At 36.3% G+C, this 22,850-nt stretch carries 8 protein-coding genes; 4 read left to right on the top strand and 4 right to left on the bottom strand.

Annotated features, from left to right (window positions below; genetic code table 11):
* The 4 genes from BTR34_RS14885 to BTR34_RS14870 all read right to left on the bottom strand — a co-directional run bounded on the left by BTR34_RS14885 (window position 1) and on the right by BTR34_RS14870 (window position 12,282).
* Window positions 1-7,011 carry a MopE-related protein gene (locus BTR34_RS14885; protein ID WP_074472148.1) on the bottom strand — a complete coding sequence of 2,337 codons (7,011 nt, stop codon included), beginning with the start codon at window positions 7,009-7,011 and terminating at the stop codon, window positions 1-3.
* Between the two features lie 132 nt (window positions 7,012-7,143).
* A complete protein-coding gene (locus BTR34_RS14880; RefSeq protein WP_068483550.1) occupies window positions 7,144-9,531 on the bottom strand; it encodes a GumC family protein in 2,388 nt (795 codons plus the stop codon).
* A gap of 23 nt (window positions 9,532-9,554) precedes the next feature.
* Window positions 9,555-10,322, bottom strand: coding sequence for a polysaccharide biosynthesis/export family protein (locus BTR34_RS14875; RefSeq protein WP_068483552.1), 768 nt, complete (start codon window positions 10,320-10,322; stop codon window positions 9,555-9,557).
* A 10-nt stretch (window positions 10,323-10,332) separates the two neighbouring features.
* Window positions 10,333-12,282: a polysaccharide biosynthesis protein gene (locus BTR34_RS14870; protein WP_068483556.1), complete on the bottom strand. Its 1,950-nt coding sequence runs from the start codon at window positions 12,280-12,282 to the stop codon at window positions 10,333-10,335.
* A gap of 357 nt (window positions 12,283-12,639) precedes the next feature.
* On the opposite strand from BTR34_RS14870, the gene BTR34_RS14865 reads away from it, so the two are divergent.
* The 4 genes from BTR34_RS14865 to BTR34_RS14850 all read left to right on the top strand — a co-directional run bounded on the left by BTR34_RS14865 (window position 12,640) and on the right by BTR34_RS14850 (window position 22,667).
* Window positions 12,640-18,768 carry a PKD domain-containing protein gene (locus tag BTR34_RS14865; protein WP_074472147.1) on the top strand — a complete coding sequence of 2,043 codons (6,129 nt, stop codon included), beginning with the start codon at window positions 12,640-12,642 and terminating at the stop codon, window positions 18,766-18,768.
* Between the two features lie 51 nt (window positions 18,769-18,819).
* Window positions 18,820-19,830: an NAD-dependent epimerase/dehydratase family protein gene (locus BTR34_RS14860; protein ID WP_068482428.1), complete on the top strand. Its 1,011-nt coding sequence runs from the start codon at window positions 18,820-18,822 to the stop codon at window positions 19,828-19,830.
* A 137-nt stretch (window positions 19,831-19,967) separates the two neighbouring features.
* Window positions 19,968-21,242: a nucleotide sugar dehydrogenase gene (locus BTR34_RS14855; protein ID WP_068482433.1), complete on the top strand. Its 1,275-nt coding sequence runs from the start codon at window positions 19,968-19,970 to the stop codon at window positions 21,240-21,242.
* A gap of 99 nt (window positions 21,243-21,341) precedes the next feature.
* Entirely contained in the window at window positions 21,342-22,667 is a 1,326-nt protein-coding gene (locus tag BTR34_RS14850; protein ID WP_068482435.1) for a UDP-glucose dehydrogenase family protein, read from the top strand.
* Window positions 22,668-22,850 lie beyond the last annotated feature (183 nt).

Here is a 22,850-nt window from a genome sequence, read left to right as displayed (position 1 = left end):
TCATCTTATAACAACCACCTTTTTTTGAATTGTTAAACCTTCAGTATTAATTGCAGTAATAAAATAAGTTCCTGAACTAAACTGACTCATATTAATTACGACACTATCTCCTTTGTAGTTAGTCATTTCCTTTAATAACCTTCCTAAATTATCATGAATTTGAATACCTTCAAGGTTGAACTCTTCAATAAAATGTATTGTTAAAAATTCGGATACAGGATTAGGAGATAATACCATTTCACTAGGGTCATTATTTACACTTAAATAATTTTGACTTACGTCTATATTACTTATGGTATTTAATGTCTTCGATGTTGAAATATTATTACTCAGGTTCACCACCCTGAGGTTATCGTAATAAGCGGTGCCGGGGGTGTTCACGGCATAGTTGCTGAACATCCAAAGATCCAACGTGTTCGTCCCGCTCGGAACGGTGACGGTGGTCTCGAACCTGCTCCAATCGGCACCATAATTATATGACCCTATGGATGTGTTCGGCGTATCGTTCAGGCTTATCTCCAAGCGAGCGGCCCCGCTTCCGTCCTTACCGTCCAATCCTATCAAAAGCTCATCTCCTATGGAGATACCATAATCGGATAGACGGATCGTAATCCGGTAACGGCCCCATGGCTGGTTACTATCATTGTTCACAACCTCGATACCGCATGGACTGCCATTGGTCTCTACATCGGTCCCGATTACGGAATCTATGCCACCAACGAAATTGCCCAGCGACAGGACCATTGAAACGTCATCGTTTAATAGGCCGTCAGGACACTCTACAAAACAATTGAGTTCTTCATCTATATCCCCGTCGCAGTCATTGTCGATACCGTCGCATACTTCCACATTGCCGGGATACGACAATGCTTCGCCATCGTTACAGTCCGTATTATCCGTCACATATCCTGTCGGTACCGTACAAGCTTCCAATATATTGTTGGGATCGCCATAGCCGTCACCGTCCGTATCCAAATAATAGGTGGTCAAAGTAAAGTCCTCATCTATATCCCCGTCGCAGTCATTGTCGATACCGTCGCACACTTCTACATTGCCAGGATACGACAATGCTTCGTTATCGTTGCAGTCCGTATTATCCGTTACATATCCCGTCGGTACCGTACAAGCTTCCAATGTATTGTTGGGATCGCCATAGCCGTCACCGTCCGTATCTAAATAATAGGTGGTCAAAGTAAAGTCCTCATCTATATCCCCGTCGCAGTCATTGTCGATACCGTCGCACACTTCCACATTGCCGGGATACGACAATGCTTCGTTATCGTTGCAGTCCGTATTATCCGTCACATATCCTGTCGGTACCGTACAAGCTTCCAATGTACTGTTGGGGTCGCCATAGCCGTCACCGTCCGTGTCCGCATAATAAATTGTATAGCCCAGACCATCACATGGTGGCGCGGCACTCAGGTTCACCACCCTGAGGTTATCGTAATAAGCGGTGCCGGGGGTGTTCACGGCATAGTTGCTGAACATCCAAAGATCCAACGTGTTCGTCCCGCTCGGAACGGTGACCGTGGTCTCGAACCTGCTCCAATCGGCACCATAATTATATGACCCTATGGATGTGTTCGGCGTATCGTTCAGGCTTATCTCCAAGCGAGCGGCCCCGCTTCCGTCCTTACCGTCCAATCCTATCAAAAGCTCATCTCCTATGGAGATACCATAATCGGATAGACGGATCGTAATCCGGTAACGGCCCCATGGCTGGTTACTATCATTGTTCACAACCTCGATACCGCATGGACTGCCATTGGTCTCTACATCGGTCCCGATTACGGAATCTATGCCCCCAACGAAATTGCCCAGCGACAGGACCATTGAAACGTCATCGTTTAATAGGCCGTCAGGACACTCTACAAAACAATTGAGTTCTTCATCTATATCCCCGTCGCAGTCATTGTCGATACCGTCGCATACTTCCACATTGCCGGGATACGACAATGCTTCGCCATCGTTACAGTCCGTATTATCCGTCACATATCCTGTCGGTACCGTACAAGCTTCCAATATATTGTTGGGATCGCCATAGCCGTCACCGTCCGTATCCAAATAATAGGTGGTCAAAGTAAAGTCCTCATCTATATCCCCGTCGCAGTCATTGTCGATACCGTCGCACACTTCTACATTGCCAGGATACGACAATGCTTCGTTATCGTTGCAGTCCGTATTATCCGTTACATATCCCGTCGGTACCGTACAAGCTTCCAATGTATTGTTGGGATCGCCATAGCCGTCACCGTCCGTATCTAAATAATAGGTGGTCAAAGTAAAGTCCTCATCTATATCCCCGTCGCAGTCATTGTCGATACCGTCGCACACTTCCACATTGCCGGGATACGACAATGCTTCGTTATCGTTGCAGTCCGTATTATCCGTCACATATCCTGTCGGTACCGTACAAGCTTCCAATGTACTGTTGGGGTCGCCATAGCCGTCACCGTCCGTGTCCGCATAATAAATTGTATAGCCCAGACCATCACATGGTGGCGCGGCACTCAGGTTCACCACCCTGAGGTTATCGTAATAAGCGGTGCCGGGGGTGTTCACGGCATAGTTGCTGAACATCCAAAGATCCAACGTGTTCGTCCCGCTCGGAACGGTGACGGTGGTCTCGAACCTGCTCCAATCGGCACCATAATTATATGACCCTATGGATGTGTTCGGCGTATCGTTCAGGCTTATCTCCAAGCGAGCGGCCCCGCTTCCGTCCTTACCGTCCAATCCTATCAAAAGCTCATCTCCTATGGAGATACCATAATCGGATAGACGGATCGTAATCCGGTAACGGCCCCATGGCTGGTTACTATCATTGTTCACAACCTCGATACCGCATGGACTGCCATTGGTCTCTACATCGGTCCCGATTACGGAATCTATGCCACCAACGAAATTGCCCAGCGACAGGACCATTGAAACGTCATCGTTTAATAGGCCGTCAGGACACTCTACAAAACAATTGAGTTCTTCATCTATATCCCCGTCGCAGTCATTGTCGATACCGTCGCATACTTCCACATTGCCGGGATACGACAATGCTTCGCCATCGTTACAGTCCGTATTATCCGTCACATATCCTGTCGGTACCGTACAAGCTTCCAATATATTGTTGGGATCGCCATAGCCGTCACCGTCCGTATCCAAATAATAGGTGGTCAAAGTAAAGTCCTCATCTATATCCCCGTCGCAGTCATTGTCGATACCGTCGCACACTTCTACATTGCCAGGATACGACAATGCTTCGTTATCGTTGCAGTCCGTATTATCCGTTACATATCCCGTCGGTACCGTACAAGCTTCCAATGTATTGTTGGGATCGCCATAGCCGTCACCGTCCGTATCTAAATAATAGGTGGTCAAAGTAAAGTCCTCATCTATATCCCCGTCGCAGTCATTGTCGATACCGTCGCACACTTCCACATTGCCGGGATACGACAATGCTTCGTTATCGTTGCAGTCCGTATTATCCGTCACATATCCTGTCGGTACCGTACAAGCTTCCAATGTACTGTTGGGATCGCCATAGCCGTCACCGTCCGTGTCCGCATAATAAATTGTATAGCCCAGGCCATCACATGGTGGCGCGGCACTCAGGTTCACCACCCTGAGGTTATCGTAATAAGCGGTGCCGGGGGTGTTCACGGCATAGTTGCTGAACATCCACAGATCCAACGTGTTCGTCCCGCTCGGAACGGTGACCGTGGTCTCGAACCTGCTCCAATCGGCACCATAATTATATGACCCTATGGATGTGTTCGGCGTATCGTTCAGGCTTATCTCCAAGCGAGCGGCCCCGCTTCCGTCCTTACCGTCCAATCCTATCAAAAGCTCATCTCCTATGGAGATACCATAATCGGATAGACGGATCGTAATCCGGTAACGGCCCCATGGCTGGTTACTATCATTGTTCACAACCTCGATACCGCATGGACTGCCATTGGTCTCTACATCGGTCCCGATTACGGAATCTATGCCCCCAACGAAATTGCCCAGCGACAGGACCATTGAAACGTCATCGTTTAATAGGCCGTCAGGACAAGAATTTTCGCTTTTTACATCAATTGTTAAATTATCAGTATCAATAGATCCATCTGTATCTGTAACGCTTAAAACTACATTGTATGTACCAATCGTTGTAAAGGTATGTTGAGGATTAATAAGAGAAGAAACACTTCCGTCTCCAAAATTCCATGAATAATTATCAATACCATCATCATCAGTAGAATTACTACCTGTAAAATTAACCGTTAAAGGTGAATTTCCTGTAAATGTACTTGCGTTTGCAACAGCATTAGGCGGTTCATTATTATCGGAAATTGCACCAATTTTAAAATTAATTACTGTAGGGCAACCATCTACAGTTGTTAATACAAATTGACCAACATTAGAGTCATCAACAAGTCCATTTCCCCTATCAGGATTTCCCCATCTGTAATAATCAAATTTTTGAACAAAAGTATCAAGTTGATATGCTCCTTCAGCTGTTAATCTATTGCTATCATTTATACTATTAAATGTAGGACCATCATATTGCGGTGTTGTAATAAAATAGCTGTCATTATAATTTTTTGCTCTTATATAAACTCTACTTCCTAATGGAGCACTAATTCTGTTTCCTTGAATCCAATCACCATTATTAATTTTGTACTCAGGAATAATTAATCCTTCATTACAATTAGCTATACCGGGAGTATTAGTTGACAATCCTACATTATAATATTGTTTTATTTCATTGGCGGAAAGAGGACGTTTAAATAATTTAAAATCATCAATTCTTCCATCTAACTCATCGGTGATGCCACTTTTATTTCCGTAAGGAACAACAGGCAAATTGGTCCTATGCTCATAAAAACCTGAAATTGTAAAATTACTTCTTACATTAGAATCATTCCTAAGCAACATAGTCCCTGTTAATGGGCTATTGCATATTTCTATACCGTTAGAATACAATCTAGCAGTTTGCCCGTCATAAGTTACCGCTAAATGAACCCACTGATTTAAGGGGGCATATCCACCGTAACAATCCGTAAAGCCTCCAGAAGTAGCAAAAGACCACTTCAATAAAGAATTATGAAAACCAGTAAACATTGCTGGGTAATTATGCGCAAAAATGGCAACATTAGCAGGTTTACCTGTTTGTGGTACAACGCTACTACCATCTCTATAAACCCATGCCATAACGGTAATTCCATTTTGAATTTGAGCTATATTCTGATTATAAGGTAATTCCAAAATAGAGTTACTTGAATGATATTTACCATCTAATTCTAAGCCTTTTTCATAAACTCCATTACCACCCCAAGTATGGTCATTAGCTACAGTAGGTTGACCTTCATCAGTTCTTTCTTTAATAACAAAATCATTATTATTTATAGTCTCATCATTAACTAAAATTCCAGAATTTTCGTCAAAATTTAAGGAAACCAGTAAATCATCAGGCAAGATGTTAGAGGTTACATTTTCTCCAATCTTCATAATCTCAGCTTCAGAAGGTACTCCGTTTGCGTTCAATGCAAATAGCATATAATATCCTGGTGGAAGAAGATTTTCATTTGGTATACTTAAAGAATAATTTGAATCTACAGAAGTAAAATCTACCGGGATTCTTCTTTGCTCATTATTTGTACTATGCGTTGCTGAAGAAAGTCTAATTAAACTAAACTCTTGTATTCCTGCTGTACCAGTAACATTCACCAATGAATTATAATTAACAGCTTCCGGAGCTGTTATTGTTGGTCTTACTGCCAAACTATTATCAGAATTAAAAAGATAAGGTGGGCTATAAATTTCAGCATTAAAATGATTTTGACAATCATCAGAAAAATAAGTACATAATCCACCGCCGCCTACAAATACTTTACCATTAGGCATTAGGATTGCAACACTATGATATGTTCGTGGAGTTGCCATTCCTGCAACCGTACTCCATAAATTTGTTTCAGGGTTATATAATTCAGAAGTTAACCTAGCACCGTTATCTGTAAAGACCTCAGCATGATCAAGACCACCAGTAACCAAAACCGACCCGTCTGGTAATACCGTACTATTATGCATGGTTCTAGAAAAAAACAAATTATTACTGGTTGAAGTAACAGAGGGTATAGTTCCAAAACCGCCATTAATATCAATTACAAAAGAATTAGATTTTGCTGGAGTTAAACTTGAGTAAGATTCTGAACCTCCCACTTTCAAAAGCTTACCAATATCAAACATTACCGTAGTACCTTTCATACTGTATGTATCATTTGCACGTAAACCTGCGGAACTTACAGACCCATTTCCTTGTAAATCAATCCAGTTCATTTGCTCGCTTGGTCCAGCATGAAATATTGATGCATCTGGTGCAACCCATAACCAAGCATGATTATCTACTCTATATAACCCTTGCGAATCTTTTAACAAGTCGTTATTCGTAAAGAAGTCTGATCCTTTAATTCCTGAAAGCAAAGACCAGCCAGAATTCTCTGTCCAAATTTCAGCGTCACGATTACCATATGCACCACCTCCCCAAGATCCTCCAACGGTAAAAACAGAACCATTAGCTAATGTAACGTTTCCTTGGTATCCTCTTGGAATATTCATATCGTTAACGGCGCTCCAACTGTTAGTTCTCCAATCGTATATACTAGTTTTTTGGCTTGTTGTCCCGCCTGCAGATAAAATTCTTCCATCCGGTAAGTTATTTATACCCGGGCAAAACATATCATGATTAGTTTGAGTAACAGTTTCACCCAAAGCCATACCATTTAACCCAATTGACGGATCAAAAATCTCTGTAAAAGTTGAACCATCGGCAGCATCCCTAAAGGTATCCCTAAATTGAGAAGACCAACAAATGAGTCTTCCATCAGGTAAATTGGCTACAGCCACTGGCACAATTCCAAATGGTATAGGATCACTCCACTCACCAATTTGATTTAAACTTTGAGCAAATGAAAGTTGCAGAAATAACGTTGATATTGATAAGCAAAATAGAATTTTGCGATTAAACTGCATAATTAAAAAGAATAATGGTTAAATAAATGTGGGGAAGCACATAAATTTAACCATTAGAAATTTTCGGTAAGAATAAAAAAGAAAATACTCGTCGTAATAGCATATAAATACGACCAATGTTACACTATTAAATTATGTACTAAATTGCCACCATTTTTTTGTTTTTATTCCATAACCATAGCCGTACTTACCACCATAGCCCAAATTACTTTCCTTGACATCATTTACAACAAAATTAAGACCCACCAATTTGCCTTCATTCTGTAATGCAATTGGGAAATCAACAACTTTAGTTTCTGTTACATGAGCCCTTGTTACATAAATAGTATGATTTGCGTATGGAGATATTAATAAAGTATCGGTTACAACCATAAGCGGTGCAGAATCTATTATTACATAATCATATTTCGGAGCAACTTCTTCTATTAGATTTTTAAATCTATCTCCCATTAATAATTCTGAAGGGTTGGGTAAAATTTTACCTGAGTATATAACATCCAATGTATTATTATGGACTAGCATTGATTTTACAATATCATCTACTTCAATACTATCGTCCATTAAATATTCAGAAAGTCCTAAATCTTTATTCTTTTTACTTCTACCCAAAACATCTACGTTTTTGTCTTCACTAAAAAAGTCTGTTAATTTTGGATTTCTAATATCTGCTCCAATTAACAATATCTTTTTCTTCGTACTTGCAAAAATCATGGACAAATTTGACGAAACAAAAGTTTTACCTTCTCCCGAAACACTTGAAGTAACTAAAACAACGTTATTCCTTTTATCAGCCTTCTTTGATTTTATTAAGTAATCTAAATTTGTTCTTAATATTCTCAAAGACTCTGCCAAAACAGACCTATCATCATCATGAACATATTTTTGGGATTTTTTATCTATTCGCGGTAGCTCAGCTAAAACCGGATAATTTCCAATCATTTTTTCCAGCATGGATTTACTATGAATTTTATTATCAAGTAAATCGTGAGAGTAAATAATTGAAAATGGAATTAAAAACCCTAAAATCAATGCCGCTAAATAAATTTTAAATTTATTTGGTGATATAGGGTCAATATCTGTTAAGTATGCTGAATCTATAACTTTAGATTTAGGAGCAGTTGAAGCCAATGCAACTTGAGATTCTTCTCTTCTTTGCAATAAATACAAATAAAGTGATTCTGTAGTTTCTTGCTTTCTAGTAATATCCCTTAACGCTCTTTCGTTTCTTGGTGCAGAATAAATTTTGGAATTTATTCGAGACTGTTGTTTGCTAAGGTTATTCACTGTTAAGGATAAATTATTCTCCATGGCCCCGAGACTTGCAGTTAGCCCGTTCTTAATACTTTGAAGTTCTTCATTTAAGCCTACAATTACAGGGTTTTTATCATTTGAACTTTTTAACAATCTATTTCTTTCTTGTAAAAGTTGATTATATTTTGCCGTACTATTTGCAATAGATGGATCAGAAAGACCAATGTTGGAAGGTAAAGTTTCGTTGGAATCATTTTGGTCCGTAACAATTTCCCTCATTGCACTTGCGATATTCAGCTGGTTACGATAATTTTCTAATTCTTGTTGATTTGCCGCGCCAACATTTAAATTTATATTAGCCTGTGACTGTATATCCGATAATCCGCGGTCGGTTTTAAACTCTTGAGCGGTTTGATCTACTACAGATAAATTTGAATAAATATCTGCTATTCTTTCGTTTATAAACGTAAAGGTTCTATCAGCAATTTCCTTTTTATCTTGAACGGCATTGGTGTTGTATACATTTATTAACGAGTTAATTATACTAATACCTTTTTCAGGTATTGGATGCTCAGCAGTTAAGGTTAAAATTTTGGAAAATTCATCTATATTCGAAATTTTTACGATTTTTTTTAAATTTTGAGCCACTGTACTTACAGGGTTTATCAAAATTTTTATTTTATCTCCTTCATAAGCATTATAATGTTGAAGATTTGGAGTAATTATTATATCTCCTATTGGTGTTTTAATATTCTTTCCAAATGAATATAATTTAGGAAGTTCACCCTCCTTATTTCTAAGTTCAAAATTACTTTTCGAAATTAATTTAATATAAAAAACATGTTTCGAATTAAATATTAATGAGTCAGGAGAAAGAAAATTAATATTTACAGGAATATCTCCGTATAATTCCGATTCTTTGATGTCTCCTACTAAATTATACGAAATATTCGCTTTTAAATTCTTTACGACTTCTATAAAATTAGATCTAGAATTAAGTACTTCAATTTCATCTTCAACTTCATTTTGTTTGCCTCCTAAAAAATCTAAGTCCTTGAAAACTGCAAGCTCCGATGAAGCACCTTTTTCTTCTAAGATTTGAATTTTAGCACCAATATCGTATTTAGGAACAGCATATCTATTGTAGATAAATGCAATGCCCAATAATACAATGATTGCCAATAAAAACCAGTACCAACGCTTAGCATAACGAGCTACAATATCATTTAAATCCTTTTCTTGTTGAAAACCTTTGGAGATTGTATCCATAAAATAATAGTAAAATAATTTTTTTAATTTCTTTGAGTCAATATTAAAACTGTAGATGTAATAATGATTGAGGCAATTGAAATTGCATTTGAAGTTCTATTATCTAAATTGGAAGAAGTAATTCCAGATTTATTAGGTTCTACATAAATTACATCGTTCTGAGTAAGGTAGTATACTGGTGAATCCAATGCTTTTTTTGATGTTAGATCTATATGATTAGAAACTTTTGTACCATTGAACTCCCTTAGCACAAGAACATTATCTCGTCTACCTTTTATATTTAAATCACCGGCCAATCCAAGCGCTTCTAGTATTGAAATTTGTTCTCCATTTACAGGATATGTTCCAGGATTATTAACCGCACCTAAAACTGTAACCGTAAAATTCTTTAATCGTATGTTAACAATTGGATTTTTTAGGTAATCTGAAAGTTTTTCTTTTAAAAGTACTTTTACATCAGTTGGGCTTAATCCGTCTATTTTCACAGATCCTAATACCGGAAAATCAATATTTCCTTCTTTATCAATTATATAATCAACTTGTTCCGGTCTTGATCCCGCCACTTCCGACCCCTTAAATAAATTAAATGGCAAGCTTGCTTCTGGATCTAGTGTTGAGATATGAATACTTACGACATCATCGACTTTAAATCTATAAGAATCTGTATTATCGTTAACTAATGTTTCAAAATCTGCCATATCTTGAAAAAACACCACGTCTTTTCTAGATGCACAAGAAGTAAAAATTAAAACACTAAGACTTACAAATAAAAAACGGTTAAACTTTATCATGTTATTATAATTAATTAGAAAATTCTCTTTTTAAACCCGTTTCCATTTTTATTATTTTAGGATTTTCGGTTTCAACTTTATCCAACTCTGAAAATTTAGAATTCTTAGAAATATATTCTGGAACTATTTCTTTCATCAATTTTACAGTATCGCCATTAAATAAAATATTAGTAATACAAAGTTCATCGATTTTTGACCGAACATAAGTAAAGTCCTCGTCCCTTACCTTGCTTATCATAATTTTCTTGTTATACGTAGGTAGTGTATCCTCGTCATTAGCTAAAAGCTCTTCATATAACTTTTCACCTGGTCTCAATCCTGTTATTTTAATATCGATATCCTCTGGATATGATAAACCAGACAGTTTTATCATATTCTTGGCAAGATCAAAAATCTTGACAGAATCTCCCATATCAAAGATAAATATTTCACCTCCTTTACCCATAGATCCTGCTTCTAAAACAAGTTGTGAAGCTTCGGGAATTGTCATAAAATATCTAGTAATATCTTTATGGGTAACCGTTAAAGGTCCACCACTTTCTAATTGTTTTTTAAATAATGGAATAACAGAGCCATTTGATCCAAGAACATTTCCAAATCTTGTAATAATGAATTTGGTCTTGCCTAATTTTTGCATACAACCTACATACTTTTCTGCTATTCGTTTAGAAGCCCCCATAACATTTGTAGGGTTCACTGCTTTATCGGTCGAAACCAAAATAAATTTATTTGCACTATATTGAATAGCCAAATCAGCAATTACCTTAGTACCCGCTATATTCACTTTTATAGCTTCATAAGAGTTATATTCCATTAATGGAACATGTTTGTAAGCTGCAGCATGAAAAATAAATGTCGGCTTAAATTCATTGAATATTTGGTTCATTCTATTTCTATCCCGAACATCACCAACTATACAAACAAAATTATGATAGCCTTTTCTAATTAATTCTTGTTGTAAATCATAAAGTGCAGATTCAGCTTGATCAACAATTATTAAAGTCTTATAATCATATAAACAAATTTGCCGAACCAGCTCACTACCTATAGAGCCTGCTCCCCCTGTAACTAAAACAGTTTGACTTTCTAACTCCTTAGCTGTTTTTAAATTTTTAATTTTAATAGGTGGGCGGTCCAATAAATCTTCTATTTGAACATTTTTTATCTGGGATGCTTTTAACTCGCCATTTATCCAAGTCTCTATTGGTGGAACAATTTTAACCTCCACATCTAAATCAACCAAGCGCTTAACTTCTTCTCTTAATTGTTTTTGAGGAATATCTAATGCTGTAAATATAATTTCTTGTATTCCTCTAAGTTTTACAAATTCCTTACTAAGTTCAGATTTACCATGAACATGGGTTCCATTAATATTTTTACCTGTCTTTTTATCAAGGTGATCTACATACCCTACAACTTTTGCTGCATTTTTAGGACTATTCGTTAAAACGTTATACGTCATAATACCAGCATCGCCAATACCATAAATTAAAACACTCTTTGTAATCTTAGCAGTTGAATTGATTAACCTATGATAGACCGATTTAAAAATGAATCGTGCCGCAGTTAGCCCAATAAAAGATAATAAACTGTGAATAATTACAATGGATAAAGGAACCGTAAACTCATCTACGAATCCATAAAATTTATTTATGATGACCCCTAAAATGGTAAAAATATTAGCTAAACATACTACGTTGAATAGATTATAAACATCTTTAGCCCCTGTATGCCTTATTACACCTTTATAGGAGCCAATAATCATTATAGCCAAAAAGGAAGCAAGTATTACAACAGGAAGCTGCGTTAACAATTGACCCGTATCAAAAGACAAGGTTAGATTGAATCTAATAAAATAACTAAGAAAAAAAGCAATACCAAAAATTATTAAATCAATAATAATAACAATCCACTTGGGACGATAATTTTCAGAATTTCTTACAATGTAGTTTAGTATCATATCAATAATAGGTTAAATTTCTGAAGTCAAATATACCAATACACCTTTCTCTTTACTTAAACTCCACCTATATTTCGCCAAAGATATTATAAATTCGTTTAACGGTACTTTTTCTTTCGATTGGTTCTTACAAAAAGTTACAAAACACTCAAAAAACAATCATTAAATATTATTAAAATATATAGTTTACATTAAAACTATATTTTCTATCTTATATTATACACATGTTACTATTTTTCTTACACGTCTTTCATCGATAATATACGGTTATTAAACGTTTTAAAAACATGTCTTGAAAAGTCTTTGATTATTTTTGTACTGCAGAACGAGACATTTTATAATTTGAGTTAGTACATCATGATAAAAAGAATTAAACAGATATATATTCTACTATTAATTTTCCCTATAATACTTTTTTCTCAAAACGAAAGTACTCAAGGAGAATGGGGTGCACCTATACCATTTGGCATAGTTCCTGTGGCGGTAGCTAACCTACCAGATGGTAATTTAATTACTTGGTCATCCCAGTTTAGAGGAACTTTTATAGTTGAGGGTGATGGCACTACATTTACTGAACTTTTTGACCCTGCCGGAAATGGTGGTCTAGGAGAAGCTTTAGGTTCATTTACAAGCAGTACAGATCATGATATGTTCTGTCCAGGCATTAATAATCTTGCTGATGGTAGAATTCTGTCAGCAGGCGGTACCAGTAGTGAAAGAACCAGTATATATGACTGGAAAACAAATAAATGGATGGTTGCCGACCAAATGAACATACCTAGGGGCTATCAAGGTAATGTTACCTTAACCGATGGTTCTGTATTTACTTTAGGAGGCTCATGGAGCGGCGGAAACTATGGGAACAGAGATGCTGAAATTTATTCATCGCTAACGGGTTGGTTACGATTACCTAATATTCAAGGAGAAGATATTTACACTGCAAACGATTTAAATTCAGATATCCAAGGGCAATACAGAGTAGACAATCACTTGTGGTTATGGCCTGCACCCAATGGAAAACTTTTTCATGCAGGACCAAGTGAAATGATGCATTGGATCGATGTAGATGCTCCAGGTGGAGCAATAGTTGAAGCAGGCATACGACAAGATTTATCCGCGGGGGTAACCGATGCCTACTCCATGAAAGGAAATACTGTAATGTTCGATATTGGAAAGATTCTAAAAACAGGAGGGGCACCAACTTATGGAGATGATTATATGCCTGAATTGCCGGCGAGAAACAATTCTTTCGTAATAGATATCAATGGCACCGGCAATACACCTACACCTACAGTTACATTTACAGGAAATATGAGTAACCAAAGAACCATGCACAATAGTACGGTTTTACCCAACGGAGAAGTATTGGTTACTGGAGGTCTTACTGATGCGGCCGTATTTACGGACGTAGGAGCAGTACTTGGGGCTGAAATATTCAATCCAAATGCTACTGGAAACAAATGGCGAACAGTAGCACAAATGGCCACACCTAGAACTTATCATAGTGTTGCAATTTTAATGGTTGATGGACGAGTATTTGTTGGCGGTGGTGGCCTTTGTGATAGCTCTCCAGGTTGTGTAAATCATATGGATGCAGAAATTTATAGTCCTCCATACCTTTTTAATTCTAATAACACACTCGCTACAAGACCAGAAATCTTTGGTGGCCCAGAAAGTACAGATTACGAATCAAACATAACTTTAACCGCAACTCCTGGAATTCAGGAATTTAGTTTAATACGTTTCTCTGCAGCTACACATTCTACTAATAACGAACAACGTAGAATACCTGTAAGTTTTACGTCAAGTGGAAGTAGTTACAATGTAGCAATTCCAGAAAGAGAATTATTACCACCTGGGTATTATATGTTATTTGCCTTAGATGCTAACGGTGTACCTTCAATAGCACATACAATTAAAATTGGTTCGGAAATTCCTTTATCGAATAATTCCAATTTGGTTTTGGATATGCAGTTTGATGAAACTAGTGGAATAAATGCGACAGACAGCTCGCAGTATGGAAACGATGGAACTATTGTTCAAAGAAATGACAATGGTAGCCCAGCAACAGCTAACCAATATACTTGGTCTGATGGAATCGTTGGCAATGCCCTAGAATTCGATGGTTTGGAATTCAATAGTAATTCATTGTTGGAAATAGATTATAGTACCGAATTAGCTTCAACCGCAGGTTCCATTACTGTTTCTGCATGGGTCTATAGAAATAGTAGTAGCGGTATAACCGAATTAAATGGTAAAATAGCGAATGTGGGCATTTTGAGCCAAGCCTATCCGAATATGTTTTTTGGTTTTCATAATACGTTATATAAATGGGCTTTTAGAGCGGACAGTCCTTTGGATTGTTATGCAGGTTATGCACCGTTAGATACCTGGGTACACCTTGCGGCTACTTATGATGGCTCAGTTGCTAAATTATACGCCAATGGTGTAGAAGTATGTAGCAGAGCAATGAGCGGCGATATTACATTTTTAAACGATGCAACTGAATTAAGTCGTTTTACAGCTTCTGGATTTTACGAAGATGGCAGTAGAACCCTTCCTGCCGTGTCTTACGGTAATGAAAGTGGAATAACTGATGAAATCAGTGGTAAAATGGATCTTTTAAAGGTTTATAATAAAGTACTTAGCCCAGCAGAAATTCAAGGACTATATCAAGAAGGATTAAATACGAATAATCCAGATATTACCAATTGTGCTGGAAATTATTTAACTGCCGAATATAGAATAGGTTTAAGTGGCCAATGGATAGAAAGTAATACTATAGTAGCACCTTTAGGAGCTGAAGTATTTATAAGACCAAAAGGATATACTGGTGAGTATTTCTTAACAACTTCTCAATATGATGGGCCAACCTATAGCAATGTAAGCAATTCAGACAAATTCACTGTCGACAATGCGTATAAATTAGACACCTATGTTTCCCCAGCTTTTAATTTATCCAACTGGAACAACCCAGATAGAAACAATGGCTTTGTAGATAGTTCCAATGAAGGACAATTTGTTTTTACCACACCAAGCGGATGTCCAACAACTATCTATTTTTCATTAGTGAACAATAATACAGGTAATGAATGTCCCGATTATCTTCCAAATGAAGATCCAACAATATTTATTACATCTGGTTCTTTAAACGGACTTTTAGATGAGGCCATTGGAACAAAAACGGAAACAAATTTCTCTGAATGTGCATTGGAAGTACGAAACGATTCCATTGATGCAGTACAGCCTAACCGTGAACGATTTGCTCATTTCTCCTCTTCAATAAAAATTGCTGATTATGGGATTGAAGTCGGTGATGAAATATATGTTGAGATTGATGGAAAGGGTACCAATTCCGCAGCAATAGAAATATATAGAAACAATGACCCAACGATTAGTGGCCCATTAGTTTCCGCAAGTTTCCCATCCAATTGGTTAACACGTAGTGGAACATTCTTTGTGCCTGCAAACACACAGACCTTAGATGTTTGGATGTACAGTAACTATGGGTCAACAAGTCCAGGAAGGGCGTACTTTGATAATTTAAAAATTATTAACCTAACAGCCACTAATGGCAACTACCCACCTACCGCCGAATTTAGTGCCAGTACTTTAAATGGAAATGGACCTTTACTGGTCAATTTTAACGCGGATGCTTCCACAGATGATGTTGGAATTAGCCAATATGTTTGGAAATTTGGAGATGGCACAACTTCATCTTTAAAGAATCCTTCGCATACCTATACTGATCCAGGTACCTATTTGGCAAAACTATCAGTATATGATACAGGTGGTTTGCGAGACGAGAAAACCATTGAAATTACGGTATTAGATTCTGGAAATCAATCACCAGTTGCAATAGTAACTGCAAACCCAACTTCTGGAACAGTACCATTAAATGTGGCATTTACAGGTAGTAACTCTACTGATGATGGCGTATTAACGTATAGCTGGGACTTTGCGGATGGTTCAACTTCAAACTTGGCCGACCCAACTCATACCTTTACTACTTCAGGGGTCTATAATGTTACCCTAACGGTAACCGATACAAATAATGTAACAGACACGGAAAGCATTACCATTACGGTAAACGATGTACCAAATCAACTACCGGTTGCAATAGTATCTGCAAACCCAACTTCAGGAACAGTACCTTTAAATGTGGCATTTACAGGTAGTAACTCTACTGACGATGGCGTATTAACGTATAGCTGGGACTTTGCGGATGGTTCAACTTCAAACTTGGCCGACCCTGCTCATACCTTTACTGCATCAGGTGTTTATAATGTAACCTTAACGGTAACCGATACAAATAATGTAACAGACACGGAAAGCATTACCATTACGGTAAACGATGTACCAAATCAACTACCGGTTGCGGTACTATCTGCTAATCCAACTTCAGGAACAACACCTTTAAATGTAGCATTCACAGGCAGTAATTCTACTGATGACGACGTATTAACGTATAGCTGGGACTTTGCGGATGGTTCAACTTCAAACTTGGCCGACCCTGCTCATACCTTTACTGCATCAGGTGTTTATAATGTAACCTTAACGGTAACCGATACAAATAATGTAACAGACACGGAAAGCATTACCATTACGGTAAACGATGTACCAAATCAACTACCGGTTGCGGTACTATCAGCTAATCCAACTTCAGGAACAACACCTTTAAATGTAGCATTTACAGGCAGTAATTCTACTGATGACGACGTATTATCGTATAGCTGGGACTTTGCGGATGGTTCAACTTCCAACTTGGCCGACCCTGCTCATACCTTTACTACACCAGGTGTTTATAATGTTACCTTAACGGTAACCGATACGAATAATGTTACAGACACGGAAAGTATTTCTATTACGGTAAATTCATTAACAAACCAACCCCCTGTGGCCACTATTATGGCAACTCCTGTTTCAGGTAGTATTCCACTTTTCGTAGAATTCACAGGCAGCAACTCTACCGATGATATTGGTATAGTGTCCTTTTTATGGGATTTCGCCGATGGAACAACTTCTACAGATGCTGACCCTAATCACACTTTTATTACTGTAGGCGATTACGTTGTTACTTTAACTGTCACGGATACAAACGGAATTACAGATACAGAAAACATAACCATTTCTGTAAACGGTTTTACCAATGAAGCGCCAGTCGCTGTTATCGCTGCAAATCCAACTTCAGGAAATGCTCCTTTAACCGTAAACTTCACCGGCAGTAATTCAACTGATGACAATGGCGTAGTAAGCTATTTATGGGATTTTGCAGATGGAACAACCTCCGAACTTGCAAATCCAACGCATACCTTTAACGACATTTTAGAGTATAATGTTACACTGACAGTTACGGATGCAAACGGTTTAACTAATACCCAAACTGCTTTAATCACTGTAAACGATTTACCTAATGAAGCTCCAGTAGCAGCAATTTCTGCGAATCCAATTTCAGGAAATTCCCCTTTAACAGTAAACTTTACGGGAAGTAATTCTACAGATGACAATGGTATAGTAAGCTATTTATGGGATTTTGCAGATGGAACAACTTCCGATATTGCAAATCCTACACATACCTTTAACAACATTCTAGATTATAATGTTACGCTGACAGTTACGGATGCAAATGGTGAATCTAATATGATAAGTATTACAATTTCAGTCAATGATTTACCAAATGAAGCTCCAGTGGCAATAATTTCTGCCAATCCAATTTCGGGTAATTCACCTTTAACGGTAGACTTTACGGGAAGTAATTCAACAGATGACAATGGTATAGTAATCTATTTATGGGATTTTGCAGATGGAACAACTTCCGACCTTGCAAATCCTACACATACCTTTAACAACATTTTAGATTATAATGTTACGCTGACAGTTACGGATGCAAATGGTGAATCTAATATGACAAGTATTACAATTTCAGTCAATGATTTACCAAATGAAGCTCCAGTGGCAATAATTTCTGCCAATCCAATTTCGGGTAATTCACCTTTAACGGTAGACTTTACGGGAAGTAATTCAACAGATGACAATGGTATAGTAAGCTATTTATGGGATTTTGCAGATGGAACAACTTCCGATCTTTCAAACCCAACACATACCTTTGATAATGTTTTAAACCATGTAGTTACCCTTACAGTTACAGATGCAAACGGATTAGCCGACACAGAAAGTATTACTATTTTAGTAAACGAAAATGAGCCACTAAACATCCCTTCAGAACTAAAAGATATTATTATATACCCTAATCCTGTACGAAATGAAACCTTAAAAATTGACCTTTCTAAGTTTATGAATGAAGGCTTAAATATTGGTTTTTATGACATTTATGGTAAATTAGTATTTCAAAAGATGATAGATTCTAATCATACTGAGTTGCTGGAGATTGACTTATCAATTCTTAGCAACGGTGTTTATCTTATGGAATTGGCAAGCACATCCATTGATGATTCTACGATTAAAAAAGTTGTAAAAATCGAATAAGCCCACGTTTTCGTGCAAATAAAATAACACGTATTTTTAACAAAAAAAATATTGAAAATATTAATTACTGGCGCAGCAGGATTCATTGGATTTCATCTCATCAAGATTTTATCAAAACAAAATCATGAACTAATTGGTCTTGATAATTTAAACGATTATTACGATGTTAATTTAAAACTATTAAGACTAAAAGAACTTGGTATTGAAATTGACTCTAGGTATTATGAGCCAAAAAAAATAAAGGGAAAGGACAATATTTATTTTTATAGAGAAGACATATGCAATGTAGAATTTATAGCGTCATTATTTAAATTAGAAAAATTTGACATTGTTGTTCACCTTGCAGCTCAAGCGGGAGTTAGATACAGTATCTCTAATCCTGATGCCTATATAGATTCTAATATTAATGGTTTTTACAATATTTTAAAGAATTGTAAAGAACATTCAATTAAACATTTTATTTACGCAAGTAGTTCTAGCGTTTATGGCAATAGTGATAAAATTCCATTTTCCACCTTAGATCCAGTCAATGAGCCAATTAGCCTATATGCCGCTACTAAAAAAAGTAACGAATTATTAGCACATACCTACAGCCATCTTTATAATTTAAAAACAACCGGCTTACGATTCTTTACGGTTTACGGCCCTTGGGGTAGACCAGATATGGCCTATTATAAATTTGTTAAAGCAATTTTATTAGAAGAAAAAATACCTGTTTATAATAATGGGAAATTAGAACGTGATTTTACCTATGTTGATGACATTGTTAATGGTATAGATCGAATTGTAAATAAAGGTTTTATTTCAAATTCTAATAATAAAAATTATTCCATTTACAATATTGGAAATGGAAGTCCAGTTAAGCTTATGGAATTTATAAACACCATAGAGATACATCTAAAAAAGAAGGCAAAAATTAATATGCTCCCTATGCAAGATGGTGATGTTTATAGAACATGGGCTGAAATTAAAGATTTAGAAAAAAATTATGATTACAAACCAAATACTACTCTAGATTTTGGTATTAAAAAATTTGTTGATTGGTATTTAAAACATAAATAAATTAACGTGTTCAACAAATAAAAAAGCTTTTTGTTAGTTATGTATCTTATAAAATAAGATTTAGAATTCAAAAGTGATAGAATAAAGCATTATTTATCATGATTATAAAACAAGAATTTAAATATTAAATATTAATAATGAAAATAGGAATAATTGGTTTAGGATATGTTGGTTTGCCTTTAGCGGCACTTTTTGCGACTAAATATAAAGTTGTAGGATTTGACATTAATCAAAAAAGGGTAGATGAAATAAACTCCGGAAAAGACAATACACTAGAACTTACCAACATGGACCTCGAAAAAGTATTGGTTTCTAGTCTTGGTTCAAAAGACAAAGGTTTAACCTGTACCACTACTCTAGAAGATCTTGCGGACTGTAACTATTATATAATTACGGTTCCGACACCTGTAGATGACACTAAGAGACCTATTTTTACTCCTTTAATCAAGGCAAGTGAAGCAGTTGGGAAAGTCCTTAAAAAAAATGACATAGTAATTTATGAATCTACAGTATACCCAGGTGCAACAGAAGAAATATGCATCCCAGAACTTGAAAAAAGTTCTGGCCTAAAATTCAATAAAGACTTTTTTGCAGGTTATTCTCCAGAACGTATTAATCCAGGAGATAAAAAACATACAGTAGAGAAAATACTCAAAGTAACCTCGGGATCAACAGAAGAAATTGGTGTAAAAGTTGATGATTTATACAAATCAGTTATTACTGCTGGTACACATTTGGCTCCAACTATTAAGGTTGCAGAAGCATCAAAAGTTATTGAGAATACACAAAGAGATATAAATATTGCATTTGTTAACGAGTTAGCTAAAATCTTTGCGCTTTTAGGCATAGACACTAATGATGTATTAGAAGCGGCAGGCACAAAATGGAATTTCCTACCATTTAAACCTGGTTTAGTTGGAGGTCACTGTATAGGTGTTGACCCGTATTATTTGGCTCAAAAAGCTCAAGAACATGGTTATAATCCCGACTTAATTTTAGCTAGTAGAAGAATTAATGATGGTATGGGCGAATATTTAAGCCTACAAATTATTAAATTAATGCTTAAACATGATTTAACCGTTAAAGATTCTAAAGTTTTAATATTAGGAATAACGTTTAAAGAAGATTGTCCAGACGTTAGAAACACTAAAGTCGTTGATCTAGTAAATAACTTAAATGAATACCGTGTTAAAACTACTATTTATGACCCATGGGCAAATCCTGAGGAAGTTTTACATGAATATGGGCTTGTTACCACACAGCAAAAACCAAAAGGCACATACGATATAATTGTATTAGCAGTATCTCACGATGAATTTTTAAAAGAGGACCTTGCTATATATAAACACGAAAACACGTTAGTTTATGACGTAAAGGGTAAACTTCTATCTGGCTATACAGCAAGGCTTTAATACACCTAAAAAGTTAATAATTAAATAAAACGAATCATTCTTTACTATAAAAGAATGATTCGTTTTATTTTTACAACTTTGCTATATAAATAAACTTAAATGTATTTAACTGTTATTGGAACTGGTTATGTAGGCTTAGTAAGTGGAACATGTTTTGCTGAAATGGGTAACACCGTAACTTGCGTGGATATTGACACCGACAAAATTGGAAATCTCAAAAAAGGTATCATTCCTATATACGAACCTGGTTTAGAACAAATGGTAAAAAGAAATGTAGACAACAAAACACTACATTTTAGCACCGATTTAGCAAGTAGTCTTAAAAAAACAAATATAGCCTTTATAGCTGTTGGCACACCAATGGGTGAAGATGGCGCTGCCGATTTACAGTACGTATTGCAAGTAGCATCTGACATTGGTGATCATATGCAGCAAAAATTAGTTATCGTTGACAAATCTACAGTACCAGTAGGAACCGCTGACAAGGTCAAAGCTAAAATTAAAGAACGTTTAGACTTAAGAAAAGTAGATATCCCTTTTGAAATTGTTTCAAATCCTGAATTTTTAAAAGAGGGCGATGCCATTAACGATTTCATGAAACCGGATCGTGTGGTTATTGGGGTAGAATCTCAAGAAGCGGAAGAACAAATGAAATCTTTATATGCTCCTTTTTTTAGAACACAAAATAGAATGATTTCAATGGATGTGCGATCTGCTGAAATGACTAAGTATGTTGCCAATGCTATGTTAGCTACTAAAATTTCATTTATGAACGAAATAGCTAATATTTGCGAATTGGTTGGGGCAGATGTCAATAAAGTTAGAGTTGGTATTGGTTCTGACAGTAGAATTGGATATAGTTTTATATATCCTGGCAGCGGTTACGGTGGGTCGTGTTTTCCTAAGGATGTAAAAGCGTTAAAGCGTACAGCCCAACAACATGGTTATACCCCAAGATTAATAGATGCAGTTGAAAAAGTTAATAATGACCAAAAATTTGTCATAGCCAATAAAGTGATACAACATTTTGGAGAAGACCTTTCGAACAAAACATTCGCCATTTGGGGTCTAGCATTTAAACCTGAAACAGATGACATGCGTGAAGCGCCAGCTATATATATCATAAAAGAACTGGTAAAAAGAGGCGCTAAAATTCAAGCGTACGACCCTAAGGCCATGCACGAAGCAAAAACCTTTTATTTAAAAGATTTAATAGATGTTACCTATTTTGATTCTAAATACGAAGTTTTAAAAAACACTGACGCCTTATTATTACTTACAGAATGGAAAGAATTTAGATCTCCAGATTTTGAAGAATTAAAAATTCAGCTAAAAAATCCTGTTATTTTTGACGGCAGAAACCAATATTCTTCCTTAAACCTTAGCGATAAAGGTTTTACATATTATCAAATAGGTAAAAGATAATTATTGAATAATTCAAAATCAAAAAGGCCAAGAATATAGCATTCTTGGCCTTTTTGTTGATAATCAATTAAAAATAAAGCAAGTACGAATTATCTTATCTATTAAATTTGTCGTTTGGCGATATTAAAAACTTTTAAAAAAATTGCTTCTTATTTTTACACCTATTATTTTTTTTTTGAGTGA

The sequence above is a fragment of the Maribacter hydrothermalis genome (assembly GCF_001913155.1).
Lineage (GTDB): Bacteria > Bacteroidota > Bacteroidia > Flavobacteriales > Flavobacteriaceae > Maribacter > Maribacter hydrothermalis.
This window is presented reverse-complemented; position numbering and strand designations above follow the sequence as displayed.

What these genes read in the sequence shown, in the direction of transcription:
- BTR34_RS14850 (WP_068482435.1), top strand. Translation starts at nt 21,342, where the DNA reads ATGTATTTAACTGTTATTGGAACTGGTTATGTAGGCTTAGTAAGTGGA.
- BTR34_RS14865 (WP_074472147.1), top strand. Translation starts at nt 12,640, where the DNA reads ATGATAAAAAGAATTAAACAGATATATATTCTACTATTAATTTTCCCT.
- BTR34_RS14855 (WP_068482433.1), top strand. Translation starts at nt 19,968, where the DNA reads ATGAAAATAGGAATAATTGGTTTAGGATATGTTGGTTTGCCTTTAGCG.
- BTR34_RS14885 (WP_074472148.1), bottom strand. Translation starts at nt 7,011, where the DNA reads ATGCAGTTTAATCGCAAAATTCTATTTTGCTTATCAATATCAACGTTA.
- BTR34_RS14875 (WP_068483552.1), bottom strand. Translation starts at nt 10,322, where the DNA reads ATGATAAAGTTTAACCGTTTTTTATTTGTAAGTCTTAGTGTTTTAATT.
- BTR34_RS14880 (WP_068483550.1), bottom strand. Translation starts at nt 9,531, where the DNA reads ATGGATACAATCTCCAAAGGTTTTCAACAAGAAAAGGATTTAAATGAT.
- BTR34_RS14870 (WP_068483556.1), bottom strand. Translation starts at nt 12,282, where the DNA reads ATGATACTAAACTACATTGTAAGAAATTCTGAAAATTATCGTCCCAAG.